Here is a 20,397-nt window from a genome sequence, read left to right on the forward strand (position 1 = left end):
GTCGAAGTTCAATCTTCCCATCGCGCCGGGCATATTTCGTTCTCCCACGGTATCATGGCGGCTGCGAGTCGCAAGAGAGAAAGCCAATCTCCAGAGCGCCGTGGAGAGCGTGTACCTGCCGGGTCAAGAACGTCTAACAGCAAAGAGGAGTGTCACACCCATGAAGGTTCTCTCGATCCAAACGCGCTTCTTCTGTAATCTCACCGTAGTCGCAGCCTCTCTTCTAACGCCGGCTCACGCGCAGCCCACTCCGTCGCACGCAGCAGAGCAGCATCTGCGCAGCCGTCTCTTCCTCTACGACCTGCGCACCGGCTCCTCGCACCTGGTCTACACGGCCGGCTCCATCTGGGAGGCGCCGAACTGGTCCCCCGACGGCAAATACCTCATCGCCAACTCCGGCGGTGCCATCTACAAGCTCGTCCTCAAGCAGGACGGCACAGCCGAGCCGGCAAAGCTGGCCATCCCCGCCGACTATGAATGCAACAACGACAAGGCCATCTCGCCCGACGGCACAAAGCTCGCCTTCTCAGCCACCGTCCCGCCACAAAAAGGCTCACAGGTCTTTCTCGCCGACGCCGACGGCAGCAACGCAAAGCTGATGACGCCCGACTCCCCCAGCTACTTCCACGGCTGGTCGCCCGACAGCAGCACACTCGCCTTCGTGGCCCAGCGCAACGGCAGCGGCCAATTCGACATCTACGGCATGCCCGCCGCCGGTGGACCCGAGAAGCAACTCACCTCCAACCCCCACCACGACGACGGCCCCGATTACTCTCCGGACGGCAAGTGGATCTACATCAACTCCGACCGCTCCGGCAAAGAGGCCGTCTGGCGCTTCCCTGCCGAAGGCGCAGGCCACAACGACGAGAAGGCTGAGATGGTCGTCAACGACGGACTGGAAGACTGGTTCCCCCACATCTCGCCCGACGGCAAAAAGATGGTGTACATCGGCTACCCCGCCGGCACTCCCAATCACAACCCGCGCAACGTCTCCATCGAACTAAAGCTGGTAGCAATCGACCATGGCAAAGTGTCGGCCACCCAAAAGAAACTCCTCCAGGCCACCGGCGGCCAGGGAACAATGAACGTCAACTCCTGGTCCCCCGACTCCACCCGCTTCGCCTACGTCACCTATGAGGTTTTACAATAACTTCGCGCTCAGAGGATCGCACTCCCGGTCGATAGATCCTCGGAATGTGGAATGTATCGGTAAATCTGGGTCTCGAATTGACGGGGATGCGGGAAGCGAGCAGAATCGGAAAACACAGCGCGAAAAGAAGTGGGAGACAGTGAAACGACTGTCTCATTGGGGCCCCAATTCTTCACACAGGAGATTAATGGCCATGGCCCACATCTCGCTTCTCCCGCTCGCTGTAACTGCGACACTCTTGGTTGTCGCACCTGCTGTTCAAACTCAGACCCGTCCGAATATCCAGCCAACGACTCAGACTCCGAAAGGAGTCGAGGTCCAGCTCTCCTCCGCGAAGACCGCTCTCGTCTTCGAGCCCAATCGCGGCCAAGCGGCTTCGGACTTCCAATGGATAGGCCGTGGTGCCGGATTCAGGCTCGGAATAACTTCCGATGGCGCCACACTTGAGTTTGGGGAGCATGCAGCCGCGAAGCCTGCAAGACCGCTCTTTCCGAGTGCGTCTCAACTAAGGAAGCTCCAGACAAAACCAAAAAGCGCACAAAGCACCCTTGTGAAACTGCACCTCTCGGGCAGCAGCGGCTGGAAGCCGATGGGGACGAAGCCAACTGGCGGGATCAGCAACTATTTCATCGGAAAGATGCCGGCAGGTTGGCACACTGATATCCCTCAGTACGAACAGGTCAAAGTTCCGAGTGTTTATAAAGGCGTTGATCTCATCTTCCATGGCGATGAGAGCGTACTGGAATACGATTTTGTTCTCGCGCCCGGGGCCGATCCGAGACAGATTCAACTCCAGTTCGAAGGCGCAGCAACTCTCGAGGTGGACAAAGGTAACGGCGACCTTGTGCTCGCTATGGCGAACAAGACTGAGCTTCGTCATGCCCAGCCCAAGATCTATCAGGAGGTCGGTGGGAAGAGAGTACCCGTCAAGGGGGGATTTCGGATTCTGAAGGGGGATACTGCAGGATTCACCGTCGAAAAATATGATCCGAAGCAACCACTTGTGATCGACCCGACAATCTCCTTTGTCACATTCCTCGGAGGGTCCGACACCGATACCGCGAGTGCAGTGGCTGTCGATGGCTTAGGCGACACCTATGTTACTGGACAGACTTATTCCGGTAATTTCAACGTCGTTGGAGGCATCATCCAGGGCAGCAGGTCCGGCGACTCAGACGCATTTGTAACAAAATTGGGCACACACGGCAACATCCTCTTTTCGACCTATCTGGGCGGCGGCGACAACGACGCAGGGAACGGGATCGCAGTCGATGCCAGTGGTGTTTACGTCGGCGGCCAAACCCGCTCGGATGACTTTCCTCTCAGGCAGCCCTTCCAATTTGAAAAAAAGGGTGACGCTACCGTCTTTGTTACCAAGCTATCGCCGTCGGGCAACCGGCTCGTTTACTCGACCTACCTCGGCGGCTCCAACGGCGAGAACGGCGGAGCGATCGCCATTGATGCGTCTCAATCGGCCTATGTGGCGGGATTCACGACGTCGACGGACTTTCCAGTTGTGAACGGCTATGAATACTACCCCGGCGGCGCCGTCAGCGGCTTTGTCTCTAAGATCGCACCCAACGGCGCATCGCTCATGTACTCCACTTATCTGGGCGGGTCAGACGTCGATTCCATATCCGCCATCGCAGTCGACAGCTCGCTTTCAGCTTATGTGACAGGCGAATCCGTCTCGCATGACTTTCCCTACGCCGGTTACCAGTCGACCATGTTTGGAGGATCGCCTTCGGCATTTCTTACCAAGCTAAGCCCGGCGGGCGACTCGCTCCTATACTCGACATCCCTCAGCCTGGAAACAACCATCGGTACTGGCGTGTCACTGGATCCTGCCGGGAACGCCTACGTAGCCGGAACCTTTTGCTCACCGTGTTCGGAGTCGGCTGCAGATTTTGCCTTCGTCTCAAAGACCTCTCCTGAAGGAAAGCTTCTCTACCTCAAATATCTCTCAGGGACCGATGGCAGCTCCGACGGCCAGGCGATAGCAACGGATGCAGGGGGAGAGACCTGGGTCGTCGGCAACACATCCTCAACCACGTTTCCTGGCGCTCCCCCCATTACACCGAACCCCACCGCAGGCTTTCTGGTGAAACTCGATAAAGATGGAAATGGCCCTCTCTACACGGTCTTCCTCGGGGCACAAATTAATGGAGTGGCGGTGATCAAGCCCAAAGAACGAATTGTCGAGCTCCCCACGTATCCGACAATTTACACGGCAGGCACCCGGTTTACCGGCGGGATGGGCCTCTCGAACGAGGATGCGTTTGTGGTCAAGTTGGATGAGACTCCCGTGATTGTGAACGCTCCTTAGCTGCCTAAACTTCCAACGAAATAAATCCCAAAACGGGAAACCCTCAAATAAATCCACAACCCATGGCGCATTTTTCAAGTCCGGAAAACTGGCTGCTTAAACACCACGTTTACCACGCATAACACCACAAATTCACCACCGAAACACCACGTTTTGGCACCCGTTTTTTGCCAAACCCCTGCAAAAACGAGGAAACACCACGTCAAAAAAAATAACTGCCAACAAAGTTCCTTCTTCCGGCTGTCTCTCCCCCACCCGGCGGAATGACGGTGGAGGAGGTGGCCCCCTTTCCTGCCCCGAAACCTTACCTATGCCAGAAAAAGAAAATTTGTGAAGAGCCTAGTTCAAGACATTGGCCTGGCATCTCGTTCGTTGATATATCTTCCGAGTGCTCGTCTCCCGCGAATTAGGCGCGATTTTGTGGCAGCCACAGAAATTCCCACTTTCTGCGCAATTTCCTCGATTGACCCGTCGGAGGATAGGCTAATCTCGAGCACATCGCGGAGTACCGGACGGAGACGATTGACAGCCGTCCTCAAACGTACTTCCCTATCGCGCTCGATGTAGTGCAGCTCAACGTCTTTTGCTGGATCCGGAATATCTAGAGGGACCCGCGCGTCGCCGTCGAGGTGTGCCTCTATTGAGGTCTCGTTGCGTCGACGTTTCTGCCGCAGGATCATGAGCGCAGAGTTTATTGCTATTCGCGTCAACCATGTAGAAAATTTCGACCTTCCATCAAACGTTTTGAGATGAACGAAGGCCTGAAGAGTCGCGTTTTGACATGCATCTTCTGCGTCTTCACGATTCTTCGTGATTCGATAGACAGTGGTGAAGACGCGTCTCGAGTGGCGGTTACAAACTTCTGCGAACGCGACGTGAACCCCTTGCTTTGCAGCAGCGACGAGACTTTCATCGCTTGCATAGTGAAGTAAGCATTTTGGACTTTGATCCTGCTCAGGGGAGCCGCCTAAGCTCATTCGATTGCTATCGAAAAACAATTTTACTCTCCGGTGTTTCCATCTAGTTATCAGTCGGGCGAGTCGCGAATTAGCGTTTCTTTATGGGTGTTTTGCAGACTAGGCGGATACGAAAAGAACGCTTCGTGTGTGCTGGGGAGTGTTCAGTTCTCAGCATATGAATTGTTCTCTGCTTTCTCAGAAATAATCGACCTGTTGGTTAAGATCGATTAGTTCTTTCTCAGCCCAGCCAGGTTTCAACCTAATTCGAGCAGTTCCTATGACGGAAGTGAGTAAAGGTGAGCTAGCCGTGAGGGTGAGCTGAAGATTTTCGAAACATCGGTCTGAGGAGGCGTGAGTGAGTTCGACAGCACGTTAGTCATGGGCACGACTTTTTGTTCGTGGGCGAAGATCACATCATGATGAAAACAATCCAACAAACAGTGCTCGAGATGCACCTATAGAGACGCACTCTCTTTTGCTTCACTTCAAAAGGCAACGCTGGAGACGCGCCTAGCACGAAGTCTCGAGTATCTTCCGCTCTGCCGCACCGTTCTCGCTGACTCATGATCGAGTTATCTGTCATTCAGGCCGCGTTCCCAATAGCCGCCGAATGCTGTTCCGGGCGAGAGACAGGTTTAGCTGAGAGTTCAGTACATTCATGTGCGCAGAGGTCAGCGCTGCACGAGCTGTTGCCACTCCAGAGGCGAGTTGAGCGTCAACCTTTGCCCGTTCGCTCTGGATACGGAAGCTTTCCTCGCGAGCCTCGAGAGACTGGGTTGTCACTCCTACCAGTTGTTCAAGCTGTTCTGCTTTGTCGTAAGCAGACGACAACTCGATGCTGACGTCTGCCTCTGTCTGTTTCAATTGCGTTTGGGCCATCGTGAGCTTAATGCGTGCTTCCTGAAGCTTAGCTTCGCGTTCCCCGCCGTCGAACAGGTTGTAAGTGAAGGTAGCTCCGAAGGTTCCAAAGTTATGGACCAGAAAAGGCAGGCCACTCTGATAGCTGTAGCGCGCTACTCCAGTTATGTCGGGAATGTATTCGTCCCGCGCCGCGGCGACGCCAGCCTTTGCCTTGTCTACCGTCTGTCTTGCCGACAATATTTCAGGGCTCTTGTTGAGCACAAGTGCAATTGCCTCTGCACGCGTGGGAAGAACGGAGTCATCGCCCAATGAGTTCGGGTCCAGGATAAGGTGAGTGCCAAGGGGCAAGCCGAGTGCGTCGTCCAGTTGCAGGGTAAGGTCGTCGAGGTTAAGGCGCGAGACCAGGAGAGCTTGCTGCTTATCGAGCAAATCTGTGCGGCTCATCAGTTCTACGTCGGCAAGGAGCTTCCCTTCATCGACGCCGTGCTTTGTCTCCTGCTCAACTACTGTTGCGGCGTCGACGGCGTCCTTTCCGGACGCGCCGCGTAACTTCTCAACAAGGATGCCGTAGTAAAGCTTGTGGACAAGGAGAGCGATGCCATTCTCCGAGTCGTCAGACTGAATGTGCGCCGAGTTTAGATCTGCATCGGCTGCCTTCACACCTGCCCGGATTTTGAAGATTTGCGTGATGGGTTGGGCTAGTCCCGTCCCGCTTGTGTAACTTGTATCGCCACCTTGCCCAATAACTAACGTATTTGCCGGCAAGACGCCTGTAGGAGTTTCTCCTAGAGACCCCTCAGGAATTCTTACTCCCTCAAGTTCGGTAATATGCAGAACGGCCGACTCGTTTTTGATGGTCGGATAAAAGTGCGCCTCGGCTACTCTCTTCTGTGCTTCGCTATCTTTCACCGCAAGATGGGCTAGCTCAATGTGGCGGTTGTGCGCGAGCGCCATCTCGACTGCGCTGGGGAGCGTAAGGTGCACGCTGGCAGCGTTGGACAAATCCTCCGAAGCGGCAGCTGGATTAGACTGCTGAGCAAGAAGCAATAGCGGCGAGATGAGCGAGACGAGCAGAACCGGCGCCACGGAGATCATCACCAGTAGCCTCTTATCTATGCGGCATGTTGCTCCACGCAAAGATGTCTTTTCTGTCACCATTCCAATAATCCTCTCAAGCAGACTTTTCTATGAAGCAGATTTGGCCGAAGTAGCAATGATTTGGCGGAAGCCAACCTTCAGACCTTGGAGACAAGCGATGATCAAGAGGCAGGCGGTTGCGACACAGGCAATGAGGGTAAAGGCATCCATGATCGACAGCGTGAAAGCCTGCTGGCGAATGCTTCCCGCAAACAGTACGGCCACCCGGCCCGCAGCGATATCCTGAGTCGCCGACTGCGCATGCATGATGGGTGTGAGCAGCGCAGTCGTCCAGAAGATCCACTGCCACGAGACGGCACCCATCAGCCACCCCTCGTAGGAATGCGCCATATGGGTTGTGATGACGATATCTGCCGCGTAGGCGGCAATTCCCAAGTGGAGATAGCTCTGGGGGAGATTGCGCAGAATGGACGACAGTGTGAGGGGATAAAATGTTCCGGCTGTCATCCCGGCTGTAGCCAGCAAAAACAACAGTACGGGGAGATGCCCGGCAAACGGCATCACGATACACAACAGGGTGAAGATCGTCGCGGAGACAAACAGGACGCGCTTCGGCCCGAGCAGGCCGCCGAGGTAGACAGAGAAGGGGCCGATGAACATCAGACCCATGTTGTAAATAGTGCCGATCCATGAAGCTGAGTCGAAGTCGAGTCGCAGTGCTCCCCGCAGATCGGGCGCACCGACGCTGAGAAGCCTTCCGAAAAAGGTAGCCAGCGAGGCACCCAGCAGCACGCCCAGAATCCCACAAATAGGTCTGATGCGTTGGACAGATTCGGTTTGTGGATCTGTCGTCATGTCTTCCACTAGTGGGCTGTCGCCGACGGAGTCGCTTCTGTTGTTTCCTGCGGATCGGTGTGAACCGTGACCTCCGCAGACAGCCCCGGACGGAGGATGTCACCTGAGGGTTTCCCATCGAAAAGGATCTTGACCGGGACACGCTGAACGACCTTGGTGAAATTCCCGGTAGCGTTATCGGGCGGCAAGAGTGCTGTAGCGGAACCACTCGCAGGTGCTATCTCGCTCACATGGCCATGAAGGATTTGGGAAGGATAGGCGTCTATCTTGATGTCCGCGGTATCGCCAACACGAACGTGTGCAAGCTGCGTCTCGAGGAAGTTGGCCTCGACCCATGCGCCGTCTTGAACGAAATCGACGACCTGAACGCCCGCTCCCACCAGCTGGCCCGGATGAACCCGTAGCCGACCAACTCGACCGTCGGCAGGCGCAGTAATCTTTGTGTAAGCAAGACTCACTTGTGCAATCGTTACGCCTGCCGTCTTGGCTGCGATCTGAGCCTGTAGTCCCGCATCCTTTGCGTTAAGAGCGGCTCTCTGTTGAAGAGCCCCAGCGAGCGCGGCTCGGCTGCTTGCTACTGCCGCCTTGGTGCGCACGAGATCGGCTCGACGGCTTTGCAAGGCAGCTTGAGCAGCGTCCCGGGCTTCCTGAACCTGCTCGAACTGCTGGCGGGTTGCAGCCCGGCTTGCGAGCAATGTCTCCTGTCGCTGATATTCACTGACAGACTGTGTGACCTGAGCTTGTGAGGCGTCGATCCCCGCCTGCGCCGCATCCGCAGCAGCCTGTGCCTGCTCAACGGACGCCTGTGCGGCGTCAATGTTCGCGTCGGCGGCGCGCTTTGCGTCCTGGTTTGCGGTGAGTTCGGCATGTGCGGCGCTAATAGCAGCTTGCGCCTCATCGACGCTCGCCTGATAATCCGAGTTGTCCAATTCAACGATTGACTGACCAGCTTTGACCAGTTGATAGTCCTGCACCCCCACTCGCTGCACGGTCCCACTAACTCGTGTGCTGAGAGGAATCTGATCGCCTGTCACGTAGGCATCGTTTGTTTTTTGAAGGGCAGCATTGCTCTTCCATGAGTCCCAATGACCTCGGATGGCAAAGATGAGAAAGATGGCTACAGCCAGCACCAATATCGGAATCGCAATAGACCACTTCTTCACAGCCGGACCTCATCAGGAAATCTCTAAAGCGGGCCATTCGCAAGAACAGCCTCCAAACCAAGAACCGATCAGATAGGATTTTTGTTCGAGAAGACCCATTTCGATTGAAGCAGACGATACAGTCCCTCGGAAGTGAGGGGGAGGTTAGATCACCGTGAGCAAGGCCATGACTTTACCATGCATCGAGCCTTCGCGGAAGCCTAAATAGAGGGGCTGGTTCCTACAGAACTGCGCGGACGATAGACAGATAGGTAGCATCGTCGCGGATTCTATCGAATCGCGGATCTGCAGCGATCCAGGGCAGCTCTGCCTCTTTTCGTTTGAACGATTCCCTCAGGAACTCTATCGACCTTGCAGGTTCGTTCAGCGCTAGAGCCAGGCAAGCCTTACGAAAATAACTCAGAGATGCCTGTTCCGCCAGCAAGCCCGCGCTCGCGGTAAGCGAACGCGCTTGATCTACCTCATTCGAAAGTGCAAAGATCTCCGCGATTGTGGCTAAGTAGAGCTGCACGGTTCCCACCCTGCGGCGAAGCCCCTGTGCCAGTGCCACCGCGTTCTTCAACTCACCCATCTGTATCTCAGTGAACGCGCGAATCAGTGTGGCTTCGATCGGCAACGGACCATATTGCATCACTCTGTCGTAGTAGTCCTTCGCTTCTCGATGCCAGCGGCTGTAATAAAAGAATCGAGCCATGGAAGACTTCTGCCGGGCCGAGAAGGGGTCCATCCCCTCCGCGATCTGAAGGTGCTTCCAGGATTCATCGAAGCGCGAATGGATCAGTAAGAACTGTCCGAACTGACGATGCGCTGCGTGCTGGTCTCCGAACGATAAAGCTTTGCGAAAACTCTCTTCAGCAGCCTCCCACTTCCACTCCTGAGCGAGAATGCACCCCAGTGTTGAATGCGCATCAATGGCGTCGGAATCTATCGCAAGGGCACGCTTGCAAGCCTCCCCTGCTCGTAAGACAAATTCTTTTGAAGAGGGTGCGCCTCTCTGCGCTAAAGCCATGTAACACTGAGCAACCCCACAATGAAGCCGCCCATATTCCGGGGCTTCCAACACCAGATCCTCGAACTTTTTAAGAGAATCTGAAATCGTGACAACCGTCCCCTCTTCGAGCAGAGACTCTGCCGCAAGAGCTTCCGAGTAGAATTGATAGAGCGTTTGCGTTGGCGTTCCGAGATAACGGCGGACGATGGACACTCTGGGAGCGATGCGGCTTAGCAGGGCTGCGGCGACTGCATCGTGCAGCTTCAGCAGAGAGTCTTCATCGGTTGCCGCATCAAACCTCTGTGACCAAAGCAACAAACCCTGGGCGGTCGAGACACGCGCAGAAACACGGAGGCGATTGTGTTCGCTGCGAACTGTTCCATCGAGGAGGATCTGTGCCTCCAGTTCTCCGTTGCCCTGAAGGGAATCAGAATCTTGCGGGCGCGACCGGGTCGCCGTCTCCAAAACGACTCGAAGGCCAGGAACCTGAACTAATCTGTGTAGCAAATCGTCGGTAATTCCAAACGCACATGCCGAAGCGATGGGATCGTTCGCATGCGCCTGAAAGGCTGTAAGAGCGATCCGCACTCCATCACCCTCGACCCAGAGTTCATCCTGTGTTCGTGTTGATATCTGAGACCGGCCATCCAGGCTCGCCCTCCACCGGATGACGGGAACATAGCTTCCGGTCCGCATAAAAATCACTACATCGTCGGATTTTCCCTCAGTCTCGTAATATTCCTTCAATTTGCTTCTGAGTCGCCGCGCCTCCGTCCTTACGATCGTGTCCTGGCCCGGATCGAAGTCAGCCTTTCGCCCATAGGCCTCGGTTCCAATGGTGTATTCCTTGAGGCTGCCTTCGTGGCCGTTCAGCGTTTGCTCCACCACAAATCTGAGAAACTGGGAGAGGCGACTGGAACGCGCAAAGATCTCGCTGGCGAGCACTAGTGATAATGCGTTCAACGCGGCATCTGTGGGAACTGTATCCATTCGTCGGTGGGTCGAGGTATTTGTCATAGCAAAACGTGTCCGCTGGCTAATCCCATTCTAAGACGAGAGACGAACCTGACCTTGATTTGCCCCTCGCGCTCACCGTTAGCTCACTTCCGTCGGAAAGTCCGAGGGAATATTGTATGTTTCGATTCCAGCGGAGGTGCGCCGATGACCGAGAACTCCATTGGAGATGTTCTGGCACTCATACCTTCCGATATGCAGCGAAATATGCGGCATTTGGTGAACGCCGTTGTAGGAGTCCTGACAATTTGCGACAACGCCGATGACTTCGCGCAACACACACGACAAAAGATCTACGCTGTTGCGCTCATACCGGCTAGCTTACCGACTCATGAGTGGTGGAACTTATGGGGATTACTTTCTACTATGGAGCCGCAGCCGTCGATTCTCGTGTACACACTGAGCAGCGACTTCCCTATGTGGTCGGGTGTTCTTGAGGCTGGAGGATTCGACGTTCTTGTCGCACCATTCACAGAAGCGAATTTGCGAAAAGCGGTCGAGTCGGCCACTAACTATTTCTATCAACGACTAACATATTGAATTCCGCGTAACCTTCCGAGGAAATCGCGACATACATCCGTGGCTTAACAAAAGACAATAGGTCCCAACTTTTGCGGGACTTATCTGGAGTTGAAGATCTCCTGGGCCCAGGGTTTGGCCCCTGACTTGACCCGTGTTGGGAAGAATCTTCGAATCACTCACGAGGCCGCTACCGAATGGATAAACCAGTGTACCGATAAGTACACCGAAAAGGTGGCCTAAAGACATGACCGCCATCGCAAGAAGTATCGGTACCGAGATCCTCGCGAAGTTCAGCTGGACCACAACTCACCCGATAAGAACGCTTCATCGCCACGATGGATATATCACTTTCATGGTGAAGGATGCAGGTGATCCTGATCGGAGGGAGCGGCACTTCGCGATTCGAGTTGATGCGCTCGATACATGGTTCCCAGAGTTCACTGATCGCTCCAGCGTTCTCTATGGGCTCCACTCCACAACACGCCGGAGGTTGATGACAGCAAAAGCCCTGCGCTGGCTAGCGCAGGGCTTTGTGTAGCAGCTTGCGGTTAGTAGAGGATCTTGAGGCCGAACTGGAAGATGCGCGGCTCGAAGGTGCTGGTGATCTGGCCGCCGCTGGTTGGGTTGTTGAGGCTTGCCGGGGCGGTGCTTGTGGCTGCGGTGCTCAGAGTGCCGCTAAGACCGCTGCCGGGGATGTAGAAGTTGGTGTGGTTGAAGAGGTTGTAGGACTCTGCGCGGAACTGCACTCGCAGGCTCTCGAGGGGAGTGTTGAAGGTTTTGTTGAGGGCTACGTCGGTCTGGTAGAAGGCCGGCGAACGGCCTGGGTTTCTGGAGGCGTTGCCGAAGGGGCTCACCAGATTTCCGCTTCCGTCCTTGGTCTCGGGAAGGGTGTAGGCGGCGAGGTTGATGTACTGGATGAAGCCGTTGCTCAGCTTGGTTTTTTTGATGGCTGGCTGACCGGCTACGACGTTGGGGCGGTACTCGTTGGCGCCGCGATAGGTTGCGGCGATCTGCGGGGAGACGGCGTTGGCGGAGTTGGGGGAGTAGCCGATGTTGTAAGCGGTACCGGCCTGCATGGTGTTGATGGCGCTGATCTGCCAGCCGCCGAGGACGGTGTCGGTGAAGCCGTTGGCGGTGTTCATGAAGTGGCGACCGTGTCCGAAGGGAAGGTCGTAGACGAGGCTGGTGACGTTGCTGATGGGCAGGTTGTAGTCCGACTGTCCGTAGTCGGCGGAGATGTTGTTGGCGTCTTGCGGCGAGGGGCTGTTGCCTTCGAGGGAGGCGCTGGCGTTGTCGAGCGAGTGCGACCAGGTGAAGGAGTTGAGGAGGGTGAGGCCGGCGACGAAGCGCTGCTCGTAACGAACCTGAAGGGCGTCGTAGTGGGAGTAGAACTCGTTGAGGGCTGCGGTGATGTCGCTGGGCCAGTTGGCGTAGGGACGGGCGAAGTTATTGGCGGGGTTCTTCTGGTTGGCGTTGAGGAAGCCCTGGAGCTTGCTGCCGTGATTGCCGACGTAGGCGATGTCGAGGAGCGTGTTCTTGGCGAGTTCCTGCTGTACGCTGAGGAAGTAGCTCTGGACGTAGCTGTCGCGGGTGTTCTTGGGGACGTAGGTGATGTTGTCGGTCGCCGGGTTGAAGGTGGTGGCGATGCCGGTGGGGAAGCCCTGGTCGGTGGTGACGTAGCAGCTTGCAGAGGCTCCGCCTACAGGGCAGTGGTTGGCGGTGCTTGGTGTCTTCTGGGTGACGGAGACGAACTGCGCCTGCGGGGCGTTGATGGCGAGGATGTCGCCGGAGCCAGCGCGGGTGTAGTGGACGTAGCTGGTGCCGTAGCCGCCGCGAATGGAGGTACGTGGAGTGGCAGCGTAGGCAAAGCCGAGGCGGGGAGCGAAGTCGTTCAGGTCGGGGTTGACGAGAGTCTTGCCGTAAGTTCCGCCAGGGGATACCGGGGTGATGCCGTTGCCGGCGACCGCGCCTGGGGTGATGGTAAGGACGGTCTGGGTGATGGGGTCGAAGTTGGAGATGTAGTTGTGCTGCTCGGAGTAGGGCGAGCCGTACTCCCAGCGGAGGCCGAGGTTGAGGGTGAGTTTGGGATCGACCTTCCAGTCGTCCTGGGCGTAGACGCTTTGCAGGGTCTGGCGGAGGTGGGCGACGAAGAGGTTGGCGAGAGAGTAGTTGTTGGTGGTGCCGAAGAGGAAGTCGGCCCAGTAGTTGTCGGCGACTGCGCCTTTGATGTCCGCGCAGGATTGACCGTTCGGATTGGTGGGGACTTTGATTCCGTTGACGGTGGAGCTTGGGCAGAGGCTGAAGCCGCCGGAGTAACTGAAGGAGCCGTAGAGGGGATTGTTATCGTTCACGGCCATCCAGATGTGCTCGTACTCGTAGCCGAACTTGAGGAAGTGGTGGCCCTTGATCCAGGTGAAGTTGACCTTTGGATCGATCAGCGCGGGATTCTGCCACTGGGGGTTGGTGCTCTGCCGGCCAAAGGAGGTAAAGCCGCCGTTGATGCTGGTTGAGGGAAGGCCGCCGGCGACGGTGGGGTCGGAGGGCAGACCGGGGATGGAGATGGCGTTGTCACCGATGGAGAGCGAGTACTTGCCGGCTTTGGTGCGGGAGAGGCCGAGTCGCGCATCGACGACCTTGTTGGCGCCGATGAGGTGGGTGTAGCCGAGGGCTATCTGCTGGTCGAGGACGCGGATGGTGCCGTTGGTCTGGCCGTCGAGGGGGAGCGGGAAGACGGGATGGTTGACGCCGGTCTCTTTGCGATCGGAGACGCGGAGAAACCAGGAGCTGTTGGGGTTTTGTTGGTAGTCGAGACGGAGGTCGCCCTTATCGGAGTTGTCGGTGAAGGGGACCTGGGTGGCGTAGTTGTCTTGTGCGAGGCCGCTGGTTGAGAGGCCTGTGCCCTGGGTGGGAATCTGCTTGAAGAAGCCGATGATCTGTTGAGAGACCGGGTTGATGGCAGCGGCGGGGATGACGGTGCCTTTGGGGTAGACGACGCCCGTGATGGGATTCTGCACGTCGACGACGAGCTTGCCGTTGAGTTCGTTGGTGGTGGGGACGGTGTTGACGCTGAGCGGCTTGAGGACCTGGCGGAAGCCTTCATAGTCGACGAAGTAGAAGAGCTTGTCTTTGAGGATGGGTCCGCCAAAGTTGACGCCGAACTGGTTGCGGTTGAAGGTCGGCTTCTTGAAGGGAACGACGTTTCCGCTGGTGCCGACGAGGGTGGGCTTGAAGTAGCCGGCGGCGTTGAGGTCGGTGTTGCGGATGAACTCGTAGACGGTGGCGTGGAAGCGGTTGGTTCCACTGGCTGATGCGACGTTGATGGTGGCGCCGGAGGAGCGACCGTACTCTGCGCTCTCGTTGTTGGTGACGATCTGGAACTGGGCGACGGAGTCGGGTGGGATGGCGATGATCTGGTTGTCGAAGCCCTGGTTGCTCTCGCCGTAGGCGTTGTTGTCCATACCGTCGAGGAGGAAGTTGTTGAACATGCTGCGCTGGCCGTTGATGTTGTAGGCTCCGGCGCGGACGAGCGAGCTGATGGAGCTGGTGGTGGCGGCGGTGGGAGCCTGGCGGGAGCCGGTGACTAGGCCGAGGAGGTCAGAGTAGTTGCGGCTGACGAGCGGGAAGGCGGCGCTCTGATACTGGGTGATGGTCTGGCCGCGCTGGCTGGTCTCGGTTTCGATTTGGAGGGCGACGTCGCTGACTTCGACGGTGGTCTGAGTGGAGCCTACCTGGAGCGAGAGGTCGATGCGCTCTCGGACGCCAACGGAGATGGTGATGTTATTTGCTACCGCGTCCGAGAAGCCGGAAGATTTTGCAGAGATGGTGTAGACGCCGACGCGGAGGGAGGGGACTTCGTAGTCGCCTGAGGTGTTGGAGGTCGCCTTGGCGGTGATTCCTGTGGCGTTGTTGGTGATGGTTATGGATGCACCGGAAAGAGTGGCGCCACTGGAGTCATGGATTGTTCCGACGAGGCTGCCGTTCTCGTACTGAGCTTGCAGATGGGAGCACAGGAAGAAGAATAGTATGGCCGCCACAAGGTTGGATACAGAAGAAAATCTTTTTTTTCGCATATCCCTAAGCTACAGGGCTGGCGATTAACCTCCGATCAAAGAGGTATGAACGGGGGATTACGGGCTAAGTATTATTGGGGGTTATCAATGAATGTTTAATAGCTTTCCGGCGCCGGATTGTCAAAACAGACTGATTCTAACTACCGAATATCACCCTCACCCAACGCTTACGCCGACACCTATGTCTTGCAAACTCTCGCGTAGGCTCAGCCACGATGGGTTTAGTCATAGCGAAATGTATGGACTCGACGGCGATTTCGCTCCTGTCGGACGGGTGTCCTCGGCGTCGCCGTCGCAACACCGAGGGTTTGTCATACTCCTCTCTACCTAGTCCAGCCCGCCTTGATCGCCGTGTCTACTTCGGACAGCTTGAAGCGGTGATAGTTGCGCTTGCCATTACGAATCGGGTGCGAGGGGATGCGGCCTTCGTTGACGCGCCTGGTGACGGTGTTGAGGCTGAAGCCGATGTGATCGCAGACTGCTTTGATGTCGACCCACCTCTCAGGGGCGGATACTTGGTTGGACAAGCCAAAAGAACATAATCCAGCATTTGCCGGGGTTGTTGCGGTTCATCTGGATGTCTTTGGAACTCCTGGAGCTAGAGGGTGGCGGAAGAGGAGGGATTCGAACCCCCGATACCCTTTCAGGTACGCCAGTTTTCAAGACTGGAGCCATCAACCACTCGGCCACTCTTCCCTGTCTGAAGTTTAGTACGCAGCGAGCCATTGCGCAAAAAAAGATGATCGCCACCCGCCCCAAACGTTATAGGGCAACGGGCGGATTCATCGGCGATCTGTGGAATCTATACTCTTGATAGCCGCGGCACAACGCATGAAACATAGCGTAGTACAAGAAAGTGACAGGCAACACTTGTCGAACCCAATCAAGGATCATGAACCGGAATCGTCGTCCACCTCCTTGCCTCATGATGACTCGTCGCATGAGGAATCAGAGGCCAGGCCTGCATGGCCGGAGCGCACACTCGTGTGGCTACTGGGGATTTATGGCGCAATTGGGCTGAGTTTTCTGGCGATTGTGCCAAAATATTTTCTTCCTGCAGAAGATGCGATGATCTTGTTTGCTTACAGCAGAAACCTTGCGCTGCATGGCGTCATTACTTTTTTTGCTGGCGGACCGCGCACAGAGGGAGCGACGGATTTTGCGTGGATGGCACTCGTTGCTGGGGCCATGAGGGTTGGCCTCGATCCGTACTGGTTCTCGGCTATGGTCAATGTGGGATCGCTGCTGGGACTGGCTGTGGTTTTGCTGCGGATGGCGCGGATTCGGATCTCAACGCTCCGTGTGCTTACGATCGCGGGATCGGTGGCGCTGTTCCCACAGATCTTCGCGGCAGCGGCGGGGTTCGCGGTTCTTCCGGATGCTTTGCTGCTTGCGACGGTGACTCTGCTGGTGATTGAGCGCCGAGTGGCCTGGGCCTCCCTTGGCGCGCTGGTTTTCTGCCTGTTCAGGCCGGATGGAGTGGTCTTTGTGCTGCCTCTGTTGGCTTATGCGGTGGTCTCTTCGAAGGAGAAGAGGGTAGAGCTGGGGAGAGTGGCGGCATTTTTTCTGGTGCCGGGGATAGCGTATTTCGCGTGGAGAGTGCATTACTTTGGTGAACTTTTTCCGCTTCCGTTCCTCGTGAAGTCGGATGCGCGGCGCGTGCTGGGGCTGGTTGTCGCTCATTCGATGCAGCAGAGTCTCAAGTATCTGCTGTTCGACGCGGCGGTGCTGATGCCGGGGATTTTGCTTCGCGGATTGCGACCAAAATATCTGTTTGTGAGTCTGATCGCGGCGCCGACGGCGTTCTATTGGATGATGCGGCTGGATCAGAATATCGGCGACCGCTTCTTCTACTATTTGCCGCTTGCTGCCGCTATTTTACTCGCGATCCATTGGGAGCAGACAACATTTTCGTCGCGCAGGACGGTGTTGGGTGTTGGCTTCGTTGCGTGGCTGTTTTTGATCGCGATGCCGTTCTACCGCGAGCTTCGTACCTTTCGGGATATGCAGTTCCACGAGGCGAAGGGCGTCGCCCAGGAGCTGAGCGCTACGCCGGAACATGGCTCCATGGTTACAACGGAGGCTGGATTTCTGCCCTACTATTCGGGGTGGACGACGTATGATCCGTGGGGCCTGAATACGCCAGAGTTTGCCCATCGCTTTGTACAACCTGAGGATGTCGAGCGTCTACGCGCTGATGTGATTGTGGTGCATCCGGATCAGCCGGAGAGCTGCCTGATCCAACCCGGATGGCAGACACAGTACGCAGGCCGGACATGGCCAAACCTGAGTCGAAACCTGGTGATTGGCGTTAAAGCATCGCGGTATGAGTTGTGGTTGGTCTCTTACGGGTCGGAGTTTTATCGGCAGCGAAGAGGCTGGCGTTACGGGGAAGGCGATCGTGAGTGCTGGTTTTTGCTGAGAGATTCACCGCACTACTCCGGCATCGCAGAGGCACTTGGCCGACACCATGGAGTTGGCCCGCCTGAGTCGATTCGTCTCGAGCGGGAGCACGCGCTGCACGCAGCCCAATAGCTGCTGTCGCCGAGAGTACGCACACCCTGTTTTGGCACGCTTCGGTTACCTCCGTTGACCTGCACGCAGCGTCTATTTACGAGTTTCCGATCGAGGCCGATAGAGTAGCCAGGATTGTTTCCCTGGGAGTCTTCCTTGCCTTCGCTGAACTATCAACTGAAGCCGCGCCCGCGGATTGGGAATCAGATATTTTATGCCCTGGTTCTACTACAACTGGGAATCTCGATCGGCGGTCTGCTTGGTACGAACTCGATGCGGAGCTAGGAGTCAACCGTTCTGGTGCAGAGGGCTGCGCTGACGTCGTACCGGGCTCAATTGGACAGGCTGCAAACGCAGTTGGGAGGAGCGCGAGGTGAAGCCCCCGGCACCGACGCGCTGCGCCGCATGGCAGCGACGCTCGCGTCTTCTCTGCGCAAACTTGGGGATGCTGCCCCCGCAGGCGTCGAGACGAACTCGTCCATCATTTCACATCAGGCAGAGGCATTCCGGCTATTGTCGGCATCACCTGTCGTCGATGCGAGATGGATCGCTGACTACGATCAGGCGCTGGAGGGGACGGCTCATTTGCTAGAACAGGACCGAGCCTCCGCGAATGCGACGGAGGCAGCGTTTCTGAGGCAGGCCCAGAAAAATCATAGGATCAGGCTTTGGGTGGAGCGGATGGACGCAGCGACACCACTGCTTCTATTGAGCACCATCCTATGCATGGGCTGGCTGAAACGGGAGATGCGCCTCCAGGTCTCGCATCGCGTGAAGATCGAGATGGAGCTTCGACAGGAGAGAAGTTCTTTGGAGAACCGTATTGAGGCCCGTACCGCAGAGCTGCAGTCCGAGGTCAAGGAACGGATGCGGGTGGAGCAGTTGAACCGGGGACGAAACCAGATGCTCGAAATGCTCGCGCAGGACGAGCCCACGGAGGAGATCTTCCGCGTTCTGGTGGAGGTGCTTGCAAGACATCGCTCGATCTGGGCCTGCGCGCTTCACCTTCTCGAGGGAGGAGCATTGCATCTGAAGGCTTCTGCGGATGTTCCGGAAAAGCTCATTCGGAATCTGCAGCAACTCTCGGCCGGAATGGCAGGCGTGCCCGAGTTGGAAGCGTTGGGCCAGAGCCAAGCGCTGATACTCGCTGACCTGGCCGCAGAACGCAGACCATGGACCGAACTTTTGCGCGCCAATGGGATTCAGTCGTTATGGTCGACTCCGTTCTTTGGGCCGGCGAAGAATCCACTGGGGACGCTCACGGTCTATGCGCTGCTGCAATATCCACCATCTCCGGCAGATCTTGAGCTTCTGGAGACGCACAGCCAGATGGCGGCGATGGTGCTGGAACGATGCCGCTTGCAGGAGGAGTTGCGGCGGCATGCTTACCACGACAGTTTGACCGCGCTGCCAAATCGTCTGCTAGGGCAAGAGAGGCTGGCGACTGCGATTCGCCGGGCCAAACGAAACGGCGAATCGATTGCAGTGCTTTGGATTGACCTGAATAAATTTAAACAGATTAATGATATGCATGGGCATGCGGCTGGAGACTCGGTTCTTCGACAGATTGCCGAACGTCTTTCGAAGCGTCTGCGCGAGAGCGATACCGTCGCTCGGATGGGTGGAGATGAATTTGTGGCCGTTCTTGAAGGCATTCCGGGGCGAGCCGACGCACAGGGGGTGGCCGGGGCTTTGCTCGAAACTCTGAAGCTGCCAGTTGAATTTGAGGATCTGCAGTTGAGCGTCACGGCGAGCATCGGGATCTCTCTGTTTCCCGAAGATGGCGACTCAGCCGACGAGCTGGAGCGAAATGCTGACCTGGCGATGTACGAGGCGAAGTTCGGCAATCACGGAACGCATGCGTTTACCCCGATACTGAACCAGGCTCTGAGCGCCCGTCGTGAACTAGAGGGAGAGATGGCCTCTGCGCTGGAGCATGGCGGCTTTGAGTTGCACTACCAACCGCAGTGCGACCGCGAGGGCCGTGTTGCTGGGTTTGAAGCTTTGCTGCGATTTACTCATCCAACTCTCGGCGTGGTGCCACCCTCTCGCCTGATACCGATAGCGGAGGAGAGCCAGATGATTATTCCGCTCGGCACCTGGGTGCTCCGCGAGGCGTGCCGGCAGAATCGTCAATGGCAGCTTGAGGGCCATCCTCCTGTGCGGGTTGCGGTGAATATCTCTTCGATGCAGTTCGCTCGCGAGGACTTCGCCGATCGAGTCGCAGAGGTTCTCGAGGAGACGGGGCTGTCCCCTGTGTTTCTGGAGCTCGAGCTAACAGAGAGCGTGGTGGTTAAAGACTTCGCTGAATCGACGCAGCAGTTGCAGAGGCTCAAGCGACTCGGCGTCAGTATCGCGATCGACGACTTCGGCACAGGCTACTCTTCTCTGAACTATCTGAATAGACTGCCGATCGATCGGCTGAAGATCGACCGCTCTTTTATCCAGGTGCTGCATGAACCGAACAGCACTCTGCCAATCCTTGAGGCCATCATCTCCATGGCGAAGAATATGGAGCTGGGGGTCGTGGGGGAAGGAGTGGAGACGGAGGAGCAAAGGTCGATGCTTTGTTTGAAGGGATGCGATCTCCTACAGGGATATCTCTTTTCACGGCCGGTTCAGGCCAATCGCGCAGCAGCCCTGTTGCAGGCCGAAACCCTGTACGCATCCGCAGAGCAGGAAGATGAGCGGATTGTCACTGTGGGTTGAGCAGAGAAGCGTGGGGAACGGCGCGTTGTCTGTCATCAGTTGTAGGAGGCCGAGACAAGCGGTTGCTTTAGAGGCCAGTTGGCTGAGGAAGTCGTCGTGGAAGGTTTCAATAATCTGCAATCTGCGTCTCTTGTACCCCCCTCCCACCCTGGGGGTATTTTGGGG

Annotated in this window: 13 protein-coding genes and 1 tRNA gene; 6 read left to right on the top strand and 8 right to left on the bottom strand. The window is 56.7% G+C overall.

The features are described from left to right. Positions 1–160 precede the first annotated feature (160 nt). Positions 161–1,150, top strand: a complete 990-nt coding sequence (locus tag HDF09_RS19185; protein ID WP_183769078.1) for a TolB family protein — start codon at positions 161–163, stop codon at positions 1,148–1,150. A gap of 193 nt (positions 1,151–1,343) precedes the next feature. Continuing rightward, the gene (locus HDF09_RS19190; RefSeq protein WP_183769079.1) at positions 1,344–3,476 is read left to right on the top strand and encodes a DUF7948 domain-containing protein; all 2,133 of its coding nucleotides are present in this window, start codon (positions 1,344–1,346) and stop codon (positions 3,474–3,476) included. Positions 3,477–3,820: 344 nt separating this feature from the next. Here the strand turns inward: HDF09_RS19190 and HDF09_RS19195 are convergent, their stop codons facing one another. From HDF09_RS19195 to HDF09_RS19215, 5 genes are all read right to left on the bottom strand, one after another. Next, positions 3,821–4,453, bottom strand: a complete 633-nt coding sequence (locus tag HDF09_RS19195) for an RNA polymerase sigma factor (protein WP_183769164.1) — start codon at positions 4,451–4,453, stop codon at positions 3,821–3,823. A 561-nt stretch (positions 4,454–5,014) separates the two neighbouring features. Continuing rightward, positions 5,015–6,391, bottom strand: a complete 1,377-nt coding sequence (locus tag HDF09_RS19200) for a TolC family protein (RefSeq protein WP_260181824.1) — start codon at positions 6,389–6,391, stop codon at positions 5,015–5,017. A 90-nt stretch (positions 6,392–6,481) separates the two neighbouring features. Continuing rightward, a complete protein-coding gene (locus tag HDF09_RS19205; protein ID WP_183769081.1) occupies positions 6,482–7,249 on the bottom strand; it encodes an MFS transporter in 768 nt (255 codons plus the stop codon). An 8-nt stretch (positions 7,250–7,257) separates the two neighbouring features. After that, complete coding sequence (locus HDF09_RS19210; protein ID WP_183769082.1) at positions 7,258–8,412, bottom strand: HlyD family secretion protein; 1,155 nt, start codon at positions 8,410–8,412, stop codon at positions 7,258–7,260. 220 nt (positions 8,413–8,632) lie between these two features. Next, positions 8,633–9,616 (bottom strand): tetratricopeptide repeat protein, encoded by a 984-nt coding sequence (locus HDF09_RS19215; RefSeq protein ID WP_183769083.1) that lies wholly within the window; start codon positions 9,614–9,616, stop codon positions 8,633–8,635. 948 nt (positions 9,617–10,564) lie between these two features. Between HDF09_RS19215 and HDF09_RS19220 the strand changes: the two genes are divergently transcribed. Continuing rightward, positions 10,565–10,957 carry a response regulator gene (locus HDF09_RS19220; protein ID WP_183769084.1) on the top strand — a complete coding sequence of 131 codons (393 nt, stop codon included), beginning with the start codon at positions 10,565–10,567 and terminating at the stop codon, positions 10,955–10,957. A gap of 226 nt (positions 10,958–11,183) precedes the next feature. Then, positions 11,184–11,477, top strand: coding sequence for a hypothetical protein (locus tag HDF09_RS19225; protein WP_183769085.1), 294 nt, complete (start codon positions 11,184–11,186; stop codon positions 11,475–11,477). A 10-nt stretch (positions 11,478–11,487) separates the two neighbouring features. On the opposite strand, the gene HDF09_RS19230 is transcribed toward HDF09_RS19225, so the two are convergent. From HDF09_RS19230 to HDF09_RS19240, 3 genes are all read right to left on the bottom strand, one after another. Beyond that, positions 11,488–14,973 carry a TonB-dependent receptor domain-containing protein gene (locus tag HDF09_RS19230; protein WP_311720038.1) on the bottom strand — a complete coding sequence of 1,162 codons (3,486 nt, stop codon included), beginning with the start codon at positions 14,971–14,973 and terminating at the stop codon, positions 11,488–11,490. Between the two features lie 359 nt (positions 14,974–15,332). Next, a complete protein-coding gene (locus HDF09_RS19235; RefSeq protein WP_183769087.1) occupies positions 15,333–15,536 on the bottom strand; it encodes a helix-turn-helix transcriptional regulator in 204 nt (67 codons plus the stop codon). 79 nt (positions 15,537–15,615) lie between these two features. Then, a tRNA-Ser gene (locus tag HDF09_RS19240) sits at positions 15,616–15,705 on the bottom strand. Positions 15,706–15,993: 288 nt separating this feature from the next. On the opposite strand from HDF09_RS19240, the gene HDF09_RS19245 reads away from it, so the two are divergent. Next, a complete protein-coding gene (locus tag HDF09_RS19245) occupies positions 15,994–17,544 on the top strand; it encodes a hypothetical protein (RefSeq protein WP_183769088.1) in 1,551 nt (516 codons plus the stop codon). 279 nt (positions 17,545–17,823) lie between these two features. Next, entirely contained in the window at positions 17,824–20,232 is a 2,409-nt protein-coding gene (locus HDF09_RS19250) for a putative bifunctional diguanylate cyclase/phosphodiesterase (RefSeq protein WP_183769089.1), read from the top strand. The last annotated feature ends 165 nt before the right edge of the window (positions 20,233–20,397 follow it).

Origin of the sequence: Edaphobacter lichenicola, assembly GCF_014201315.1 — a bacterium.
Lineage (GTDB): Bacteria > Acidobacteriota > Terriglobia > Terriglobales > Acidobacteriaceae > Edaphobacter > Edaphobacter lichenicola_B.

Excerpts from the sequence above, each read along its gene's own strand:
- HDF09_RS19185 (WP_183769078.1), top strand. The coding sequence starts at position 161 with ATGAAGGTTCTCTCGATCCAAACGCGCTTCTTCTGTAATCTCACCGTA.
- HDF09_RS19190 (WP_183769079.1), top strand. The coding sequence starts at position 1,344 with ATGGCCCACATCTCGCTTCTCCCGCTCGCTGTAACTGCGACACTCTTG.
- HDF09_RS19195 (WP_183769164.1), bottom strand. The coding sequence starts at position 4,453 with ATGAGCTTAGGCGGCTCCCCTGAGCAGGATCAAAGTCCAAAATGCTTA.
- HDF09_RS19200 (WP_260181824.1), bottom strand. The coding sequence starts at position 6,391 with ATGATCTCCGTGGCGCCGGTTCTGCTCGTCTCGCTCATCTCGCCGCTA.
- HDF09_RS19205 (WP_183769081.1), bottom strand. The coding sequence starts at position 7,249 with ATGACGACAGATCCACAAACCGAATCTGTCCAACGCATCAGACCTATT.
- HDF09_RS19220 (WP_183769084.1), top strand. The coding sequence starts at position 10,565 with ATGACCGAGAACTCCATTGGAGATGTTCTGGCACTCATACCTTCCGAT.
- HDF09_RS19225 (WP_183769085.1), top strand. The coding sequence starts at position 11,184 with ATGACCGCCATCGCAAGAAGTATCGGTACCGAGATCCTCGCGAAGTTC.